This is a genomic window from Segetibacter sp., from assembly GCF_025963695.1.
Classification (GTDB): Bacteria; Bacteroidota; Bacteroidia; order Chitinophagales; family Chitinophagaceae; genus Segetibacter.
Map to the genome: position 1 here is coordinate 39,490 of NZ_JAOQAH010000089.1, position 19,804 is coordinate 59,293.

18 protein-coding genes are annotated in these 19,804 nt (G+C 40.4%); 4 read left to right on the top strand and 14 right to left on the bottom strand.

The window, feature by feature from the left end:
* Positions 1-193: 193 nt before the first annotated feature.
* Positions 194-577: a DUF3037 domain-containing protein gene (locus JWR87_RS15710; protein ID WP_297821831.1), complete on the bottom strand. Its 384-nt coding sequence runs from the start codon at positions 575-577 to the stop codon at positions 194-196.
* Complete coding sequence (locus tag JWR87_RS15715; RefSeq protein WP_297821833.1) at positions 555-1,352, bottom strand: HipA family kinase; 798 nt, start codon at positions 1,350-1,352, stop codon at positions 555-557. The genes JWR87_RS15710 and JWR87_RS15715 overlap by 23 nt, the downstream gene beginning before the upstream one ends.
* Before the next feature lie 216 nt (positions 1,353-1,568).
* Here JWR87_RS15715 and JWR87_RS15720 point away from each other — a divergent pair, with 216 nt between their 5' ends.
* The gene (locus tag JWR87_RS15720; protein ID WP_297821835.1) at positions 1,569-1,730 is read left to right on the top strand and encodes a DUF1328 family protein; all 162 of its coding nucleotides are present in this window, start codon (positions 1,569-1,571) and stop codon (positions 1,728-1,730) included.
* Between the two features lie 100 nt (positions 1,731-1,830).
* Here the strand turns inward: JWR87_RS15720 and JWR87_RS15725 are convergent, their stop codons facing one another.
* From JWR87_RS15725 to JWR87_RS15750, 6 genes are all read right to left on the bottom strand, one after another.
* Positions 1,831-2,118, bottom strand: coding sequence for a SelT/SelW/SelH family protein (locus tag JWR87_RS15725; protein WP_297821837.1), 288 nt, complete (start codon positions 2,116-2,118; stop codon positions 1,831-1,833).
* A gap of 127 nt (positions 2,119-2,245) precedes the next feature.
* Positions 2,246-3,316 carry an acyl-CoA desaturase gene (locus JWR87_RS15730; protein WP_297821839.1) on the bottom strand — a complete coding sequence of 357 codons (1,071 nt, stop codon included), beginning with the start codon at positions 3,314-3,316 and terminating at the stop codon, positions 2,246-2,248.
* Positions 3,317-3,370: 54 nt separating this feature from the next.
* Positions 3,371-4,105 carry a bacillithiol biosynthesis deacetylase BshB1 gene (bshB1, locus tag JWR87_RS15735; protein WP_297821841.1) on the bottom strand — a complete coding sequence of 245 codons (735 nt, stop codon included), beginning with the start codon at positions 4,103-4,105 and terminating at the stop codon, positions 3,371-3,373.
* A 137-nt stretch (positions 4,106-4,242) separates the two neighbouring features.
* A complete protein-coding gene (locus JWR87_RS15740) occupies positions 4,243-4,860 on the bottom strand; it encodes a DUF4294 domain-containing protein (RefSeq protein ID WP_297821843.1) in 618 nt (205 codons plus the stop codon).
* A gap of 291 nt (positions 4,861-5,151) precedes the next feature.
* The gene (gene ccsA / locus JWR87_RS15745) at positions 5,152-7,761 is read right to left on the bottom strand and encodes a cytochrome c biogenesis protein CcsA (RefSeq protein WP_297821845.1); all 2,610 of its coding nucleotides are present in this window, start codon (positions 7,759-7,761) and stop codon (positions 5,152-5,154) included.
* A gap of 22 nt (positions 7,762-7,783) precedes the next feature.
* Positions 7,784-8,203, bottom strand: a complete 420-nt coding sequence (locus JWR87_RS15750; RefSeq protein WP_297821847.1) for a cytochrome c maturation protein CcmE — start codon at positions 8,201-8,203, stop codon at positions 7,784-7,786.
* Between the two features lie 296 nt (positions 8,204-8,499).
* Between JWR87_RS15750 and JWR87_RS15755 the strand changes: the two genes are divergently transcribed.
* Positions 8,500-9,630 carry a Gfo/Idh/MocA family oxidoreductase gene (locus JWR87_RS15755; protein ID WP_297821849.1) on the top strand — a complete coding sequence of 377 codons (1,131 nt, stop codon included), beginning with the start codon at positions 8,500-8,502 and terminating at the stop codon, positions 9,628-9,630.
* A gap of 18 nt (positions 9,631-9,648) precedes the next feature.
* On the opposite strand, the gene JWR87_RS15760 is transcribed toward JWR87_RS15755, so the two are convergent.
* Positions 9,649-10,800 carry a Gfo/Idh/MocA family oxidoreductase gene (locus tag JWR87_RS15760; RefSeq protein WP_297821851.1) on the bottom strand — a complete coding sequence of 384 codons (1,152 nt, stop codon included), beginning with the start codon at positions 10,798-10,800 and terminating at the stop codon, positions 9,649-9,651.
* Positions 10,801-11,271: 471 nt separating this feature from the next.
* Between JWR87_RS15760 and JWR87_RS15765 the strand changes: the two genes are divergently transcribed.
* Both JWR87_RS15765 and JWR87_RS15770 read left to right on the top strand, forming a co-directional pair.
* Positions 11,272-12,315 carry an agmatinase family protein gene (locus tag JWR87_RS15765; RefSeq protein WP_297821853.1) on the top strand — a complete coding sequence of 348 codons (1,044 nt, stop codon included), beginning with the start codon at positions 11,272-11,274 and terminating at the stop codon, positions 12,313-12,315.
* A complete protein-coding gene (locus JWR87_RS15770) occupies positions 12,315-12,884 on the top strand; it encodes a hypothetical protein (protein WP_297821855.1) in 570 nt (189 codons plus the stop codon). Before JWR87_RS15765 ends, JWR87_RS15770 begins: the two co-directional genes overlap by 1 nt.
* A gap of 76 nt (positions 12,885-12,960) precedes the next feature.
* On the opposite strand, the gene JWR87_RS15775 is transcribed toward JWR87_RS15770, so the two are convergent.
* The 5 genes from JWR87_RS15775 to JWR87_RS15795 all read right to left on the bottom strand — a co-directional run.
* Positions 12,961-14,991, bottom strand: a complete 2,031-nt coding sequence (locus JWR87_RS15775) for a M13 family metallopeptidase (RefSeq protein ID WP_297821857.1) — start codon at positions 14,989-14,991, stop codon at positions 12,961-12,963.
* Positions 14,992-15,337: 346 nt separating this feature from the next.
* Positions 15,338-16,702 (bottom strand): enolase C-terminal domain-like protein, encoded by a 1,365-nt coding sequence (locus JWR87_RS15780; RefSeq protein WP_297821859.1) that lies wholly within the window; start codon positions 16,700-16,702, stop codon positions 15,338-15,340.
* Positions 16,703-16,722: 20 nt separating this feature from the next.
* Positions 16,723-18,036 (bottom strand): MFS transporter, encoded by a 1,314-nt coding sequence (locus JWR87_RS15785; protein WP_297821862.1) that lies wholly within the window; start codon positions 18,034-18,036, stop codon positions 16,723-16,725.
* A gap of 126 nt (positions 18,037-18,162) precedes the next feature.
* Positions 18,163-18,807, bottom strand: a complete 645-nt coding sequence (locus JWR87_RS15790) for a bifunctional 4-hydroxy-2-oxoglutarate aldolase/2-dehydro-3-deoxy-phosphogluconate aldolase (RefSeq protein WP_297821864.1) — start codon at positions 18,805-18,807, stop codon at positions 18,163-18,165.
* The coding region (locus JWR87_RS15795; protein WP_297821866.1) for a 2-dehydro-3-deoxygalactonokinase at positions 18,804-19,804 on the bottom strand (1,001 nt) is incomplete at its 5' end. The genes JWR87_RS15790 and JWR87_RS15795, both read right to left, overlap by 4 nt.

The following is a 19,804-nucleotide window of genomic DNA, read 5'->3' on the forward strand; positions in this document are numbered from 1 at the left end:
AGAATACCAAGGCTTTAAAACAGTAAGCCACAAAATTGTTTTGAGAACGCATAGGGTGTGAAATGGAGCCACCTTTCAATAAAAGAACTATACAACACAGAAGTATAACGCTATTAATTCCGCGGCCTTTTAATGATAATAGGGTAAAATTATTATTTCTGGCAACTGGCTTCGGACCGCCTTCACTAATTCTTCAATTAACCAATTGTAGAAATAATCTATTTAATGTGTCGCTTGCAGCACCGCACATACCGGGATGAACAGACGAAATTTGCACAACAGTACTTCGGGTAGCAGTAAGCCAGCGAAAACGCGATGGTAGAGACAGCGTTGCTATCGGACCTCCGTCCTTCGCACCGGCACAAATTTTTTCAAAAGCCTGCAATCGCTTTTCAAGTTGCAAAATGTCCAATTCTGCTGCAAAGATCCCGAGCCGTTCTTTATCTAGCTTAAACTGAATTTGTAGAAAACGTTGGGCAGCGCAGTAAACTATTACGCCGGCGTTTAAAAATTCTTCGCGTTCTACACGAGGCACTATCCGTATTACAGCGTACTCAAATAAGTGCTTCTCTTGCATGCTTTGCTTCTTTGACAAAAATTTGAGAATTGTTTAGCCGGGTCTCTAAAAACTGCGTATACACTTGTCGTTTTTCATCAACCGAGCCCGGTGTAGAGTCTTCTATAAGCCACTCATCCGGAATTAAGGAAACAATAGAGCGAATACTTTGCGGATCAAGTATCGAACGATTTGTGGCATCAACCGCATCTAACTCAGTTGCATTAGGTAACAATACGTGGTCCTTGACCTGCACAAAAGGACGCTTTGCCTGTTCATCAAAATTCTCCCAGGAATGATGAAAGTAAAGGGCAGCACCATGGTCTATAACCCACAACTCATTATGCCACATCAGCATATTTGTGTTTCGTACCGTACGGTCTACATTGGTAACAAGGCAATCTAACCAGACGATTTGAGAAGCAAGTTTGGCGTCTACAGTCGTAACAACCGGGTCAAAAGTAATCGCACCAGAGAGGTAATGCAGCGCCAGGTTTTTACCTACACTAGCTTTAAGAAGGTCTTGTATTTCCTCATCGGGTTCGGTTCGTCCAAACGCTTCATCTAAACCCGCAAAAACAATTTCGGGAACCCTCAGGCCAATCATCCTCGCAATTTCACCGGCCACTAGTTCAGCTATCAAAGCTTTTACACCCTGGCCTGCACCACGAAACTTAAGAACATAAAGAAATCCATCGTCCGCCTCAGCAATGGCAGGCAATGAGCCGCCCTCACGTAACGGAGTTACATAACGGGTCACATTTACAGTTCTAAGTTCAGGCGCTTTAAAACTCATATTAAGCTTTCAAAATTATATAAAAGTCATCTGGTACGAACAAATGTACATCATGCAACTTTTGTTGTGTCACTCACTTGTACGTTACCTTTTCAGGGCGGCTTAGTGTTACAACAAACTATTTTTTTATTAACAACACCAAAAGTTTGGAGTTGAACTAAATTTTGGTACGGTTTTTTGAATACTGTACGTATTACTAACTTAAAACTTATTATTATGTTACGTTGGACAGTAATATTTCTGGTAGTTGCTATAATTGCCGCAATATTTGGTTTTGGTGGTATAGCTGCAGGTGCAGCTAGTATTGCTAAAGTGCTATTCTTTATTTTTATTGTACTGTTCCTTATCTCCCTGGTGGCAGGAAGAAAGTCAGTATAACCACCAGACATATTTAAAACAAAGAAAGCAGCTTCCGGCTGCTTTCTTTGTTTATAACATTAATTCTGTAGCCTTACCCATTAAAGGAAATAGCTTGTTTTTACTCCATTGTCTTCCTATCTGAATGTCCAAGATCTTTATCCGGGCTTATCCGGTCTCTGATTAGTTGTTTCAGTTCCTTTATTTCCGGAAAACGTGCCATTGTTTTGCGATCAAAAATCACTTCCTCATTAATAGAGATGGTATAGGTACCATTTACAATTGCCGGCTTTAAACTAACTGCGCCAACGTCGTTTACAAAAGTTGTAAGAACTTCTTGTGCCATGTAAGCTGCTCTCAACAGCCAACCACATTTCGGGCAATATTCTATACTAATTGTTGGTTTCATTTAATTATAAAAAGTTCTTCAACAATGAAAAAAACACCTGCACTTGTTTACCTTAATATAAAAAAACAAGTATAAAAAAAGTGCGGCAATAATAACCGCACTTGATGCAATATAAATTTCGAAGCGTTTAAGAAGCTTTAGCCATTTGCTTTAAATAGGCAACATGAGATACCACTGCGTGACTCATTTTCTTGTATTCTACATATTGAACACCGTATTCCTCACAAGCTTGCTTAATTATCTTACTAATTTGAGGATAGTGGATATGCGATATTTTCGGAAACAGATGGTGCTCTATCTGAAAATTCAGTCCGCCTACATACCATGAAACTAACTTGCTTCTGGTAGCAAAGTTTGCTGTTGTCTTTAATTGGTGTATAGCCCACTCGTCCTCTATTTTATTTGTAACAACATCAGGTACCGGGAAATGTGTATGTTCTACGGTATGCGCTAACTGAAAAACGATACTTAATATAAAACCAGTAACAGCAGTAAAGGCAATAAAACCTATCAGCCAGCTTGTAAATCCGATAGTGATGATTGGAATAACAATAAACAAAGAATAATAAATAGCCTTGAAAACCCAAAAACTAATATGATCAGCTGTGTCCATTTTTTTCAAAGGCATGTTTTGGATCTTCTTCGTGAAATACTTTCTATAGTCAGACACAAAACTCCAGTAGAAATGTAAAAGACAATAAGGAGCCCAAAAATACCAGTGCTGGAAATTGTGAATTTTATACTTTTTTTGAGTAGACGTCATTCTTAAAAATGGCCTTGCATCAATATCATCGTCAACACCATCAATGTTGGTAAAAGCATGGTGAATAATGTTGTGCTTTACGTTCCACATAAAGGGGCTTCCACCTAAAATTCCAAGTGTTATTGCAGCACATTTATTAATGAAAGGCGACTCGCTAAAACTACCGTGTCCCCCATCGTGCATAATATTAAAGCCAATAGCAGACATTAACCCACCCAGCAAAGCGGCCTCAAGAAGAGCCAAAACAGTTGAGGGAGTAAAAAATACCAGATGTATATAAGTAATAGAAAAGCTTACTAAAAGAATTACAGCCTTTGTGTACAACTTATAATTACCAGTTGTACTGATATTGCGTTCAGTAAAATAATCATTGATCCTTCTTTTGAGTTCCCCATGAAAGGATTGCTTTTGCGTAGCGAATTTCGGTGTAGCCATGATAGTATATTTATGATTCCGTTTTGTGTTTATTTATTATGTCTTAACGCTAAATCAGGTTATATGTTGAATAAAAGAATTGAAGGTATTAATTCCTATCATTTTCTTTGTTATATACCCCTCCGCATATTGTACTCCTATTCTTTTTCCAAGCATCATAGATCTTGCTTTAATGCTATCAAAAAAAGCAGGGCTCGAAATATACGTCTGGGGTTCGTTAAGGTCGGGGTTGAAAAACTGTGTTTTATAACATAAAACAGATTCTAATTTTTTATCAAAGTAATCTGAAATATCAAAAACAAAGTCGGGTTGCAAAAAACGGTCCTGAAGGTAATGAAAAATATATTTGGGTCTCCACGCTTCCTGAGGTTTTCCCTCAACCAAAGTTTCTATTTTTCTTAAACCCGATAAAAAAGCAGCGTCTTCTACCAGTTGTGCGCTTCTTCCATGGTCAGGGTGGCGATCTTCTAAAGCATTGCACAGCACAATTTCAGGCCTATACTTTCGAATAACTTCTATAATCTTTCGTTGGTGCTTTTCATCATTTTGAAAAAATCCATCAGCCATTTTAAGATTTTCTCTTACGGATACCTGTAGAACTTTCGCAGCCTCAGCCGCTTCTTCCCTTCTAATTTCAGCACTTCCACGGGTTCCTAATTCTCCTTGCGTTAAATCAACAATTCCAACCTTTTTTCCCTCTGCTACTGAAGCCAGGATGGTGCCTGAACAACCTAATTCTACATCATCCGGATGGACACCAAAAGCCAGGATATCCAGTTTTTCAAACATTTTTGTAACCTTTAAAAGTGGGTGCAAGGTAAGCTTTTAAAAAATGGATAATGTTAATTAAAACAGATAAGATATTCACAGAAAATAGTCAGAATGGCGGGATTTTGATTAAGACAAAAGGGGCTGAAATACGAGGTTTAACTACGGTGGCCGTACATTCGGGCGACATCTTTGACGATGATTTCTATGACCTGATCTTTATCGACCGGATCGTAATTCTGCTTCAAATTACTTCCAAACACAATGGCGACTGTTTGATAAAATCCTGCTGTAAATCCACCTTTATACTCCTGTATAAGATGGTAGCAATTGTTACCCGTTTCACGGTAAATTAACTTCATCAAAACCTTACCCTGGTATACCGACAGGTTAGTGATTTTGCTGGTAAACTCTTTTTTAAGTTCTTTTTCCCTTGATTTAATAATTCTTTTGCGCTCCTGTTTATCGGTCACATTAACGAGCATGCTATTTACCTCGTTAAAAACTTTACCGGCAGCTTTTGCATATGGGTAGGTTACATATACTGCGTTTCTAAGTCTTGTCCACTCGGCCCAATACTGCCGCCACCTCGCGTGCATTCTTGTATGTACCTCTACGTCTAATAAGCGGCCCCCAGGAATGGTATCTCCATCTACAACAAAGGCGTACACCTGCAAGGTGTCGTTTCTATTGTCCTGAGCTTTTACTTCGCTTTTAATAAATAGCAGGAAGACTATCAAAGCCGAAGTAAGCAGTATGTTATAATTTTTGCTCATGTCTAATTCCTGTTATAAATATAGAGATAACTACGAATATTTATGCTGCTTTAGTATATAAGTAACCTAAGTCATTGTTATTTCTTTCTAAATACGAAAATTTAAAAAAAACGATTAGAATGGAAAAACTATTTAAACTAAAAAAGAGCTCAAAAAATTGAACTCTTTAATAATGTTAATTTGAGATGGCGCCTGATGTGCGCATAGAGGCAGCTGATAAAAGATGTATCGATGCAGTGAGTGACACAACAATGTTGAAGAAGCAGCTAAAAGCCCGCTACAAAAAAATTCTTATCCAACTCTTGAATCAGAACCAATTCTTCTCATTTGCTTTACCCTCTGCACAATACTCATTACAATCCCTACCACCATTACAAGTACCCCAAGCCACAAAACATTAATGAAAGGAAACTCGTATGCTTTAAGCGTTACAAAATCGAGCACAGAGCTGCTTTCTTTTACGCCTATTTGCAGCAACCCTTTGGTCTGGTCCTTCACTTGCGAAAATTGCAAAATCAGGCTTTGGGCCATTACAGTGTCAGGTATTGAATAGATGCTACCATTTTTAACCTGTAGCAAAGGTTGTGCTTCGAACCGGTTTCCTTCTTTAGATATTACTGTGATGTTTAAAGCAATTGCGGTGTCGTTTTGACTAAACTGGTATTTGGTATTTGAAGGATTGACTGTAACATTATTTACAATCATAACGCCCTTAGAATAAAAAAGGGTATCTCCAATACGAACGTTTGTATTCCTGAAAGTAGAGGTATCAGCGGCCTTAATCTTTTCAGGATCGCCTAAAAAAGTGAGGTATGTGAAAATGTCGCGGTCCCAATAATGCTTCGCCGAAGGATTAGGAGTTACCCCTTCTGCTCCTTTGTTGTTCTCAATAATATCGGGGTATAAGTTGAACTTTTCATCACCCTTTTTACTTTTAAAATTTATCTCGTAATACCGCTTGCGATCTTTTGGATTGAGCGTGTCCTTTACATAAGTTACCATATACTTACCCATGTCCGTGGCTAAGCCTTTAACCAGGGTAAGGTTTTCTAACGGACTTTCTTTGTCTCCAATTTTTAGGGGAGACATGCCTGTAGTGTTATAACTTAATACGGATTTTTTAGAACTCGAAATCAAAATGCCTAAAAGAAACAGCCCGAAGCCGATATGAGCAACCGATGCGCCTGCCATTTTTAGCTTGCCTTTTAAACCCAGTTGTATATAAGAAGCATTTGCTACAACGGCATAAATAGCTGCAAATACACCTAAATGAATAGCTATTAAAAACCCGACACCCTTTTTGTCGTACTCTATGCCGCCCCATATTGCAACAGCTATACTAGCTAAAACGGCAATTAAGGTAGGGCCGGCTATTCTTCTTAAGAAAAACGGTTTAGGGGTATCCTTATATTTAAAATATTGAGTAATTGCCGTTAACGTTCCAATTATAATTGCCACAAAAATTTGAACCTGGTTATGGAACCCTTCAGGATCCTCACCAACCGCCCAATTGGTATTAAGCAATTTGTTTAGTACAGGAAGCGAAGTAATTACGATAATAACGGAAGCGGACAAGAAGAAAATTAACGCTCCAATAAACATCCAGAATTCCCTGCTGTAGGTATTCTCTTCTTTTACTATTGTTGGCAGATTTTTGTCCTGGTTAAGTAGCCAGAAAAGAGCAACTAAAGCAAGGATGGTAGAAACCAACGTGAAAACACCGTAGAAATGCGCCAACACGTTTAGACCAATAAAGAGAGCAACTACAATTAATTTATGGTTTTTCGATGTAGCCGCAATAAAAGGAGGTATCCAGAAAAAGAGGTTTAAAAACAAATATAATTGCACGTTCATTCCAAGATCGGTAAAAGCATGAACGGAAGTATCGCCTAAGACTCCGCTTCGTGTTAAAAACGTAGAATACAGGATAAGCAGAAATGCAAGAATATAAAATGTATAAGTGCTCTTTAGAGAATAGCCGCTGCTCCTAAAAATCAGGTTTGTGTGTAACCCGGCCACCATAACAAGCCACGGAACTAATGAAGCATTTTCAACAGGATCCCAGGCCCAATAGCCGCCAAAAGTAAGACTTTCATATGCCCATGCTGCACCCATCATTATTCCCACACCTAAAATACCGGTTGAAAAAGCCGCCCACGAAATGGCAGGTTTTGTCCAGCCTTTATGGTCTTTCTTCCACAGGCCCGCTATTGCGTATGCAAAGGGAACAATTGTGGAAGCAAATCCTAAAAACAACACCGGCGGATGAATAACCATCCAATAGTTCTGCAACAAAGCATTCAAGCCGTTACCATCCTTCCAAAGGGTCAGATAATCCTTTCGCAACTCGCCGGTAGCAACATCTTTAAAAACCGGGGCAGCATCAAAAAAGCCTTCCTGCCTTAACAATACAAACGGGCTGCTTCCTACTTTGGCACCCCAGAAGTAAAGACCAACAAGCATTGTTGCCAGGCAAAACTGCGCAAAACTTACAATACTCATTACCGGCGCTTCCCAGTTTTTTGCCCGCCATATCAGTATCCATCCTAACAGGCAATGCCAGAAACTCCAAAGCATAAAACTTCCTTCCTGGCCTTCCCAGAAACAACTTAATAAATATTCAACCTGCAACGCTCTGCTGCTATGTTGCCAGGCATATTTGTATTCGAACAAATGATTTGAAATAATATAATAAAGCGAAGCAAATATGGCTATAACCGATAAGGTCTCTAACAAGAAAGAGATTCTTCCTATTCGTATCCAACCGTTCTTTTCCTGAGTTTCCAACGTATTGGCTGCCTTATAAAAAGCAACGGTGGCCACCAAGGAAGCCACCAGAAAAAGTATTGCAAAAAATTGTCCTATTTGTCCAGGTAGTAAATGTTCCCCTATAAATTCCATGAGCACTTTTTAAATTCTTCTCTTATTTAGTTTCATAATTTACGGCTGTTCCCAAATCCTTTTTAGCCGCGTTCATATCGTCCTTGTATTTAGATGGACATTTTAAAAGTATATCACGACATTCAAAATGATTTCCTTCTACCCTGCCTTTCAATACCAGGCGCTCGCTCTTTTCCATGTCGGTTGGCTTTGTATTGCGGTACACCACCTTTATACTGTTACCAATAGAGTCAACTGCAGTAAATGAAAGATAATTTGGATCTTTAACCGGGTCGTAGTCAAGCGAGTTCTTTTCAACCTTTGCAATTAAATGCACAAATTTTCCAGGTTTTTCCTTGGCCGAGGTAACTGTATCATAAGTAGTAACATCACCCATAAAACTTATTAAAACCGCTATGGCCGCAGCTATTAAAACAAGTAGAATTATGTGCGTTTTTTTCATTGTTGCAGGTTTTCCGCAAATGTAGTTCAAAAAAAGGGATGGCATCAAGAGATGGCTTTAGTTCTATTGTTAAAACGCTGGTGTTTAACTGTATCCTCTAATTAGTTTCTTAGACGCCTCTTTTTTTGTAGCCAGCACCACCTCTCTATTAACCATTGTTGTGTCACACCCTTGTGCTATTTAATCTTCATTCGGCTGCTTTCACTGGTATTTAAAAGCAGTCGAATCAATGCAAGTAATAAAAGGAAAAGGCCCCTTAAAAAATCAATAACTTTAGAGTAATTAACTGCGCCGCTATGAAACTTTGCAAGATCATTTTCCGCATTTTCACAATATTCTTGTCGCTACATTTAGTTCTGCCTGTAACAAATGCACAAACTGAAGCTGCCTCATCTGCCCCGCTTCGCCTCGCTATTGCGGGTATCTCTCATGGCCATGTAGGGTGGATATTAGGACGAAAAAAGCCGGATGTTACGCTGGTGGGCATTTATGAACCGAACAAAGAGCTAGCTGAACGAAACGCAAAAGAACACCACCTTGACCCTACTTTATTCTACACCGACCTCACCAAAATGCTGGAGGCCGTAAAGCCCGAAGCAGTCTCAGCATTTGGATCTATAAAAAACCACCTTGCTGCCGTAGAAGCTTGTGCTCCCCGGGGTATACATGTAATGGTTGAAAAACCCCTGACTTTTAATAACCAGGATGCCAAAAGAATGCAGGAGCTAGCCAACAAAAATCATATCTACCTGCTTACTAATTACGAGACCTCATGGTATCCATCTACTGAGAAAACTTTTCAATTGGTTACTGATAGTAATTATGTAGGTCCAATCAGGAAAGTAGTATTTCATCATGGGCATGAAGGACCAAAAAAGATTGGTGTACAACCTGAGTTTTTTAATATTCTTACCGACCCGGCACAAAACGGTGGCGGGGCAATTGTAGATTTTGGATGTTATGGAGCAAATATTATGACCTACCTGATGAAAGACCAGGAGCCCATTTCTGTAACCGCTATCACCAGCCATTTTCAACCCGCTATTTACCCACGTGTTGATGATGAAGCTACTATTGTTGTTACCTACCCAAATGCCCAGTGTATTATACAAGCATCATGGAACTGGCCTTTTGCAAGAAAAGATATGGAGGTATATGGGGAGACGGGATACATTATTGCGACAAATAATAATAATATGCGTTTGAGAAACACACAAACAAAAGGGGAACAAACGCTGAGAGTAACAACTAAGGAAGTTCCGGTATACACCGACCCTTTCTCTTACATGGCAGATGTGGTGAGAGGTAAAATAAAAGTGCAGCAGAACGGGCTTTACTCTTTAGAAAACAATATAAAGGCCGTTAAAATTTTGGATGCAGCAAGAGAGTCAGCAAAGACCGGAAAGACAGTTTTATTTAATAAGTGAGAAAGTATTATCTGATTGCTATACGTCTACCCGTTCTCCTGTTTCCATTGCTTTATAAATTGCGTGTATAATTTTTACATCCTGCAGTCCCATTTCACCGGGTACGGGTGTTGGCCGTTTGTCTTTAACCGCCATTGCAAAATCATCCATTTGCCTTGCCTGCTGATTTACACCTTTAAAATTCATTTCGCCTTTAGATGTTTTGCCTTTCAGACCCCGGTAAGCGTAGGTTGGTGAAAGTTCGAACCATCCTTTTTCAGCCTCAGCACGCAGCAGATTTGTTCCTTTGGAGTAACTGCACATGCATTCAGCCGTTATCCCTTGCGGAAATTCCATTTCCCAAAAGATGGTTTCTTCAATGTCCTTAAACAAGGCATTGTTTGTCTTCGGCCCCTCGCGGGCTGTAACAGCAATTGGTTCTAAGCCCGTGGTATACCGGGCACCTTGTATGTTGTAAACACCTAAATCCATTAACGGTCCTCCACCCGCCAGCTTTTTATCAAGCCGCCAGCCTGAGGTTCCATCCATACCGTTATCAGCCTTTATCTTTTTAATAGGTCCATACACTTTCTTTTGTCCCAGCCTCATCATTTCAATATGGTATGGATCAAAATGAAGTCTATAACCGATAGACAACATTTTGCCTGCTTCTTTGCAGGCCGCTATCATTCTTTCACAATCTTCCGGTGTTATCGCCATCGGTTTTTCGCAGATCACATGTTTGCCTGCTTTAGCTGCTCGGATGGTATATTCAGCGTGCATCGAGTTAGGCAAAACAACATAAACGATATCGATATCAGCATTGTCTTTAATTGTATCAAAGTTTTGATAGTTGTAAATATTCTTGTCAGGAATATCATATTGCTTCTTCCACTTTTCTGCTTTTTCCGGGCTTCCGGTAACAATACCGGCGAGGTAACAATGTTCCGTTTCCTTTAAAGATGGTGCCAGTTCTCCTGAACTATAACCTCCCAACCCTACCAGTGCAATCCCAAGCTTGTTCTGGCCTTTTTCGTTTCCTGCTTTTTCCTCCCGTTTGTGTTCGCTATTACCGCAACCCCATATTGAAGCGATCCCGTTTATTGCAAGGGCAGCCAGGCCGGCGTTACAGGAGAGATTATAAATAAACTTTCTGCGGTTGCAGGGGTTCGTGTTGCAGTTGGGATACATGGTGGAAGAATTGAAGAATTAGGAATGAAAAGATCAGAAATAATAGCTGCAAAAAACCGGCATTTGTTATAAGAATTCGCTGGCAGTCCGGTAACTGAAGCCAGCCTTTTTTGAATGTATTTCATTCAATTCGGCCTTTGTTTCTAAACCCTTTTCGGGAAAAACCAGGACCGTTGTGGGAATGGAAGTTTAGATGTTTTTAAAAGCAACTTTATAATGCAGACCAAAGATGCCCGAATATTTGCTGATGAAGTGATTGCGACGCAACGATGATGCTATGAAAACAGATGTTAGTATAAACTAAAAGCACATCTTCTTAGAGTAGAACTTCGTTGAGATAGGTGGGCGAAAAAATCTGGTACGAAATAAGCTAATAGCAATTCCGTTAATGTTAAGATTTATACCGGCGGTTCGGTGAAGCCATCCATAAAGATTAATTGGGCTAACTTGCACCGCGTTTTAAAAAGAAATATGACAGATTTATCTTTGTTTGATCCTAACCAGGCAGGTAATCCGAATAACAACATTTTTGGATTGCCTTTTTCGGAAGAAGAATCAAAAGTTGTTTTACTACCTATTCCCTGGGAAGTTACCGTAAGCTTCGGAGCAGGAACATCACGGGCGGCGGACCAAATCTTTAAAGCAAGTTTACAGGTAGACCTTTACGATCCGGATGTAAAAGACGGCTGGAAGAGTGGATTTTATATGAAGCCGATTGACCGAAAGGTTTTACTAAAGAGTGATTACTTACGGAAAGAGGCAGAATTGTACATTGATTATATATCGAAAGGCGACGATGTGCAGGCTAATAAATTTATGTGCAAAAGCCTTAGAGAAATTAATGAAGGCAGTCTTTTTTTAAATAACTGGGTGTACGACCAAACTAAAGCACTACTTGAAGATGGAAAATTAGTAGGGTTAGTGGGTGGAGATCATAGTACACCACTGGGCTTTTTTAAAGCAATAGCTGAAAAACATGGAGATTTCGGAATTCTGCAAATTGATGCACATTGTGACCTTCGTATTTCTTATGAAGACTTCAAGTATAGTCACGCATCTATTATGCATAATGCCTTACAAGAGATTCCACAGTTGAAGAAGCTGGTGCAGGTGGGTGTGCGGGATTATTCGGAAGACGAGAACCAATACGTGCTCGATAACGGGGAGCGCATCGTTACCTACTTTGACAAAGACATTAAAGAGCGCCAGTTTGAAGGGGACACCTGGAAGATGATTGCTGCAGAGATAGTTGAGCAACTTCCAGCTAAAGTTTATATTAGTTTCGATATTGATGGGCTTGATCCGAAACTATGTCCAAATACAGGTACGCCTGTGGCAGGCGGTTTTGAAGCAGAGCAAATAACTTATTTGTTTAGAAAAGTAATTGAAAGCGGCAGAAAACTGGTAGGCTTTGATTTGAACGAAGTTGGAGTTGGTGAAGGCGGACTCGACGCAAATATTGCTGCCCGCATTTTATTTAAACTTTGCAACCTAATGGTTAAGAGCAACAGTTAATGGTGTACGATTACCTCATAACGCTAAAGAAGCGGGACTACCGCACGGCTGACCAAATCAGCCAATTGATGTACGTTTTTGCCTTACTTACTTTTGCATACTTCTACTATCACCATCCAAAAACGGGGGCTGTATACCTGTTTATTGGTGCAGCAGTTTTTTTATCGTGGGCTTACAGCATGATAAAAAAAAGCAAGAAAGGCGAGGCCTTGTTTAGGCTGGGACTATTTATCTGTGCATTGGGATGGGTGTTAGGACCAGAAAGAAATGCTTGGATGGCGGCACTATATGTAATAGCCGGGCTGCTTGAAAAACAAGTAAAATTTCCTGTGGAAATTGGGTTTGCTGAAAATGAAGTTTCGTTTAACAGCTTGCCGCGAAAAGTGCTGCAGTGGAATGAAATTAAAAACGTAATGATTAAGGACGGCCTTATTACAATAGACCAGAAAAACAATAAACTCTACCAAAAAGAAATTGAAGGTTATGTAACCCCCGACGTCGAAAAAGAGTTCAACGACTTTGCCCAACGATGTCTTGTTGCTGCCAATTCCCGCGAACAATTATCTTAACTGTGCTCTGCACAATTCTTCTATAAACCTCCTTCGCGTATCCTCTTAAATCAAATAATACCCAAAAACCCGTGTTCTACCAGATGTTCACCCTTAAACTGTCGGGCCTGTACATTTTACTTCCAGGCTTCACATTGAAGGCTTCATAAAACTCGGGCACATTTACAACCGGGCCATTTACCCTTTCCTTGGCAGGAGAATGCACATCGGTCATAACCTGGTTAGCTAGTCTTTCTTTTCGTATTTGAAACATCCAGCTATAGGCATAGCCGAGAAAGTATCGCTGCAACGGTGTCAATCCGCCGATTGTTTTCCCGTTTTTAAAAGTGTCTGTTTTTTTAAAAGCATCTAACCCTAACAGAACGCCTCCCAAATCTGCAATATTTTCTCCTTGTGTAGCATCTCCGTTAATATGTAAAGTATCAACAGGATTAAACTGGTTATACTGTAGTATAATTTTTTGCGCCCGTTCTTTAAACTGCGTCGCATCGCTGGGTGCCCACCAGTCGTGCAAGTTTCCTTTGTCATCGTATTGCCGGCCCTGGTCATCAAAGCCGTGTGTAATTTCATGGCCGATTGTTGAAGCACCTGCATATCCATAAACGAAAGCATCATCCAGGTCAGCGTCTTTCACCCCCGGTACAGCAAAAATACCTGCAGGCAAAACAATCTCGTTGTTACTTGGATTGTAATAGGCGTTCCATGTTTGCGGGGTCATATTCCATTCATCGCGATCTACAGGCTTACCTAATTTGTTCATCATGTAATTGTGCCACCAAACATTCGCTCTTTCCATATTTAACACAAAAGGTCCCCTGTCAATTGTCAATGCACTAAAGTCTTTCCACTTATCAGGATAACCTACCTTTTTAGTAATCTTATCCAATTTATTGATGGCCTTTTCTTTGGTACTGTCACTCATCCAGGCAAGCTTTCTTATCTTTTCTTTATATGCATCGCGTATGTTTTCTACCAGTTCCGTATATCGCTCTTTGGCATCTTCATTAAAATATTCCTTCACAAATATTTGCCCTAAAGCCTCACCCATTGCCCTTTCCTCAGCATCTAATACTCTTTTCCATCTTGGCCTGGGAACGGCTGCACCTGATAAACTTTTTCGATAGGTGAAATAGTTGCTGTAAGTCTTTTTATCTAAATAAGGCGCACTGCTTTGCACTACATGAAAGCGCAGATAATTTTTCCAGTCTTCGATTGAAGTGGATTGAACTTCATGATTAAGTGTTGCATAAAACTCAGGCTGCCCTACAATAACAGAATCAATCTTATTGGCATTAATGTTCTTAAAGTAGGTAACCCAGTCAATATTAGATGACAAGGTGTTAAGCGCCTTTACATCCATCTTATTGTAGTTCTTATATGGGTCACGTAAGTCTGCCAATTTTCTGCTCGACTTTGCAAGCCTCGTTTCCAAATCATATACACCCTTGGTATTCTTCACCGCAGTAAGGCTGTCATTCCCCAGTTGCATAAAGGTTTGTACGAGGTAAATTTTGTAGGCTTTCCTAACTCCTTCAGTTCTCGCATCGGTATTGAAATAATAATCCCTGTTAGGCATTCCCAATCCACCCTGGCTCATTTGATAAGCGTACACCTCGCTGTTTTTATCATCCTGGCTAACATAATCGTTGAACAAAACATCAATACCTTTATTGTGAAAACCAGCCGCTACAGCAAGCAAGTCTTTTGTTGACTGTATTCTGCTGATTTCAGCAAAGTTCGCCTGCAAGGGTTGTAGCCCCTGTTTTTCCAACGACAGAGTATCCATACCACTGTACCAAAAGTCGCCGATCTTTTGCTCTACGCCTGTTTTAGAACTTTTGATTGTAGCATCTTCGTTAATCTTCCGAAGCCTGTTATAAATCTCCTCCTGTACCAGGTTGCCAATACCCCACGAACTTTCCTCTTCGGGTATTGGCGTATTTTTTAACCACGCGCCTTCTGCATAAGCAAAAAAGTCATCAGCAGGATTAACGGTGCTATCAATATTCTTAGCTAAGAAGTCAGGTTGATTTGTTGTACCGGAGTTGTTATTGCAAGCCACACAAGCGGTAGTAAGAGCAGCAAATAGCAGCACACTTATTTTCATTCAATTATACTTTTATATATTATTCCACCTGAAAACATTCCAAATATACACACTTGAGTCTTTGAGAGTCGAAGCCGGCTACTAAAGAAAGACTCTTTGGTAGCCGGCTTAAAACACCTTAAGCAACATCGTTGCGTTGCACACTTTTACAATATTTTCATTATTCAGCTTTTTACCACTGTTTTAATTTCCACTTAAAATTCACTTGAAATACTAATCTTCCTGCCGAAATAATTACAATAGTACAAGGGAGTGACACAACCGGGGCTGCACAAAAATGAAATGCAGAAACCAAAAGCCTAAACCTTCAACCCTAAACCCCAAACCTTAAACCCTAAACCTTTCCCTACGGTCTTATAATCGTTCCATCCCTTCCCCTAACCTGCCAGTTAGACTTAGTTCCTATTGGATATTTCGCTGCTTCTTTTTCATTTATATCCACACCCAGACCCGGCACTTCATTTACCGACATGTACCCATTTTTCATTGTTGGGCAGCCAGGAAATACCGATTGCAATTTTTCGGAAAAGCGTCCTGCCTCCTGGATACCGAAGTTCCAAACGGCGAGGTCAATATGAGCATGAGCGGCATGCCCGACAGGAGAAACATCTCCGGGACCGTGCCATGCTGTTCTTACATTAAACCACTCGCCTAACCTCGCAACCTTCATAGCAGGGGTTATACCGCCAATTTGGGAAACATGTATACGAATGTAATCGAAGTAATGATTAGCCATTGGCTCTAAAAACTCGTTGATATTATTAAAAAGTTCGCCCATGGCAATAGGTACAGTTGTACTCTGGCGGAGTTGTTTCCACCAGCCGGTGTTTTCAGGAGAAAATGGATCTTCAATAAAGAAAGGACGGTATTCCTCCAGCTTCTTACATAAATTAATTGCATCCATCGGCTGTGCCCGTTCATGAATATCGTGCAGCAGCTCCACTTCATCTCCACATACTTTGCGAACCATTTCGAACATTTTCGGCACCGATTTTAAATAAGCCGCTTCGTTCATGTAGTTATCAGCCTCAGAAGCAAAACCGGCAGCTTTAAAATCGGGCTTTGCCTGATTAGCCCCCACGGCTCCATAACCGCCTTGCTGAATGCGCACGTGACGAAAACCCTGATCCATGAAAGTCTTTACACTTTCTGCTACCGCTTCGGGAGTATTGCCGCCTGCATGTGCATAACATGGAATAGCAAATCTTGATTTTCCGCCGAGAAGTTGGTATACAGGCATATTCGCACGTTTACCTTTAATGTCCCACAAAGCCTCATCGAGACCGCTCAATGCGTTGTTTAAAACTGGCCCGTTGCGCCAATAAGAACTTACATAAAAGGACTGCCACATGTCTTCGATGTTGTCAACATCCTTGCCTACGCAAAAGTCGTGGAGATAACTGTTTATGGCCGTAACTACTGCTGCTGCTCTTTGTGTAAAGGTGGCACAACCCAACCCATACAACCCAGGCTCGGTTGTTTCAACTTTTACAACTATCAGGTTGCTGCCTTCGGGTGCTGTTGCAATGGCTTTAACGCTTCGTATTTTTACCGGCGGCAGGCCTGCTTTATACCTTTCAGGCATTTCTGGTGTTCGTGCATTGGCAAAAGGACTTCCAAGCAGTCCAAACAGACCTGCAGTTGAGCCGAGAGCAATTTTTTTCATCGTCTCTCTTCGGCTCGAAGAGAACTCCGTTTCAGGTTTCTTCATATGTGGTTGTTTTTTGATTATTATTTTAAATCCGTCAATTCACTAAGTCTTACTTTTTCAGATTTTCGTGTCAGAAAGTGAATGATTGTCCAGGCGATTAAGTAAGTAAAACCGCAAAAGGTGAAAATTATATTATAACCACCTGTCAGGTTTCCCGCAGCTTTATAGGTATCAAGTAAGGTTCCGATCAGTATCGGAAATAATATACCTCCTATAGCCCCCGCCATTCCGGCAATGCCCACTACAGAACTTACGGCTTCGGTCGGAAACATGTCGGAAGCCATCGTAAAAACATTAGTTGCCCATGCCTGGTGTGCAGCCACTGCAAGACTAATAAGGGCGACAGCGACCCATGCCTCTTTTGCAAACTGAGCCAGTATGATAGACACTTCAAGGAATGCGAATATGATAAGAACTGTTTTTCGTGCTTTTAATACCGGCCAGCCTTTTTTAATCAACCAGGATGACAGATAGCCCCCACCAATGCTTCCAATTGTAGTAGCTGCATAAATAACCATTAACTGGAGGCTTGGTTTTTTAAGGTCGAGACTAAAAGTTGAGGAGAAGTAAGATGGCAGCCAAAATAGAAAAAACCAGTAAATGGGATCAATAAGACCTTTGCCTGTTATCATTGCCCATGTCTGAGGAAACATAAATAGCCTTTGCCATCTTACCGTACGAATGGCGCTTCCCTTATCCGTTTCGCCATCCTGACCATTGGTAATGTAGGTATACTCTTGTGCCGACAATCGCTTTTGTTTTGACGGGACATCATAGAAGATCCACCAGAAAATTAACCAGACAAAACCAAAAGCACCTGTAATCCAGAAAACCTCCTGCCAGCCATAAAAATTTAATATCAGGGGAACAACAAGCAACGCGACGACTACGCCAACGCTGGTGCCCGCGTTGAATAAACCGGTAGCCAGTGCTCTTTCGTTTTTAGGGAACCATTCTGCTACAGTCTTCATTGCAGCAGGATAATTGCCGGCTTCACCCAGGCCCAATCCTACTCTCGCCAAACCAAATCCAAAAGCACTTCGTGCCAGTGCATGAAGCATTCCCGCTATACTCCAGACAACTATAGTTATGGCATACCCTAACTTCGTCCCTATTTTGTCTATTAACCAACCAAAGGATATGAGACCTACTGCATACGCAGCGGTAAATGCCATTACAATGTGTGCAAAGTCGGTTTCACTCCAATTAAATTCTTTTTCAAGAATTGGCTTTAGTAAACCTATTATCTGCCGGTCGAGATAATTGATCGTCGTAGCAAAAAACAATAACACCACAATAAGCCATCGATAGTTCTTAATTTTTGTTGATAGCATTTATCCAATTTTTCATATAGCAGATTTTGGTTAATAAAGAACCTTGCGACCTATAGTTCCCCCACGCACTAGCGATTTTTTTCGAACCCACGAACTTCTTTGAACTCCCGAATTGCCATTTTCCGGCTAACTTCCCACCATTACTTTGTCAACAAACTTTTTAAAATGTTCTTGTAAGCCAACCCAGTCTTTGTTCTTAATTAAATTTTTATATAAAAGCGGGCTTCCGACACCAAAACCATCAGCGCCTGCCTTTTTGAAGCTTTCGATATTATCAAGGTCAATACCGCCGGTTGGCAACAGTTTCACCTCGTTCAGCGGTGCCTTTACATCTTTAATGTAATCGGAACCTAGAGTCCTTGCAGGAAAAATTTTTACCATCGATGCACCTAATGACCAGGCTCGATAAATTTCGGTTGGCGTAAAAGCCCCTGGAAAAATGGGTATTCCTTTCTTTACACAAGAACGTATAATTTTCTTTTGGATGATTGGCGTTACTATAAATTGAGCTCCTGCTTCAAGCGCTTTTTCCAGGTCACCTTTAGTACAAACTGTTCCCGCACCAACATTCAACATACCCCCAAATTTTTGGCGGGCATATTTTATTATCTCTTCCGCTCCCGGCGTATTCATTGTTATTTCAATTGTTGTAAGCCCCGCTTGCTGGTAAGCTGGAAGAATCTCAATCATGTCTTCCATGTGTACGTTTCTTACAATTCCGATTACCGGAACCTTATTAAATAATTCCCACGAAAATGCTTGATCAATCATTTTACTCCCTTATTTAAAACATGTTTTTTGAATATTAAATTTTGCCCCGCAACCGCTGCTTTGTCAACCAGTTCAGCAGCTACTATGGTAGTTCGATTTGAAAGATTCAACTCTTCAATGGCCATAGCATAAAACTTAGCCAGGTTACTTGCCCCGCACAAATACAGATGAACCTCTTCGTCTTTCAAAAGATAATTCATTTCTTCCCCTATCAATAATCCACTTAAATAAAAAGCGTTTTGTTTTTTATCAAACTTGTCGAATAACTCGTTTGTTCTTACCGTAAATAAGCCATTCAGAATTCCTGTCTCTTTCGATTTTTGCACACCAGTTTTAAATGCATTGACTTCTGTTTCGGAAAGTTCACTTTCATCATTTCTTTCTATTGAATTTTTTAAGATGCTGTGATTACATAAAACATTAAAAACTTCGCCGGTCATAAACGTATTAAACCTAAACAAACTACCGTCACTAATATGAATGTGTTTTGAATGAGTACCCGGAAATATCAACACACCTTTCGCTGGTTCTATAGCCCGTTGCTTTAGTAAGGCTAACAGGCCTATCAATTGCGTTTCTTCGCCGCGCATCACATCGTTTTCGCTTCGCACGCCCGAAATCAGAATGATATCATGAGGAAAGGCTTCCTCTGAGGTAAGGTGCCTTATAACAGCATTACTTCCGTCAACAGTAAAAGGCATGTGCGCATACGAAACTTCCTCCATCCCAATTGAAGACGATGCCATACCGGAAATTACAATGGCGATATCATCAAGATCTACAGCAGTTTTACCAGACAGAACTTTCAACTGTTCTAAGAGGTATCGACGGAAAAAAACGGTTTTAGTAATTGAAGCGTTTTCCTTATTTACTTCCTGCCAACCACTATGCATTTTTGAAATACCCTCATTAGAAACTACCTCTCCAATTACTGCTTCCCGCACTATATCAAACAACCTCATTCGAAATGAAGAAGTGCCCCAATCACAACCTAAAA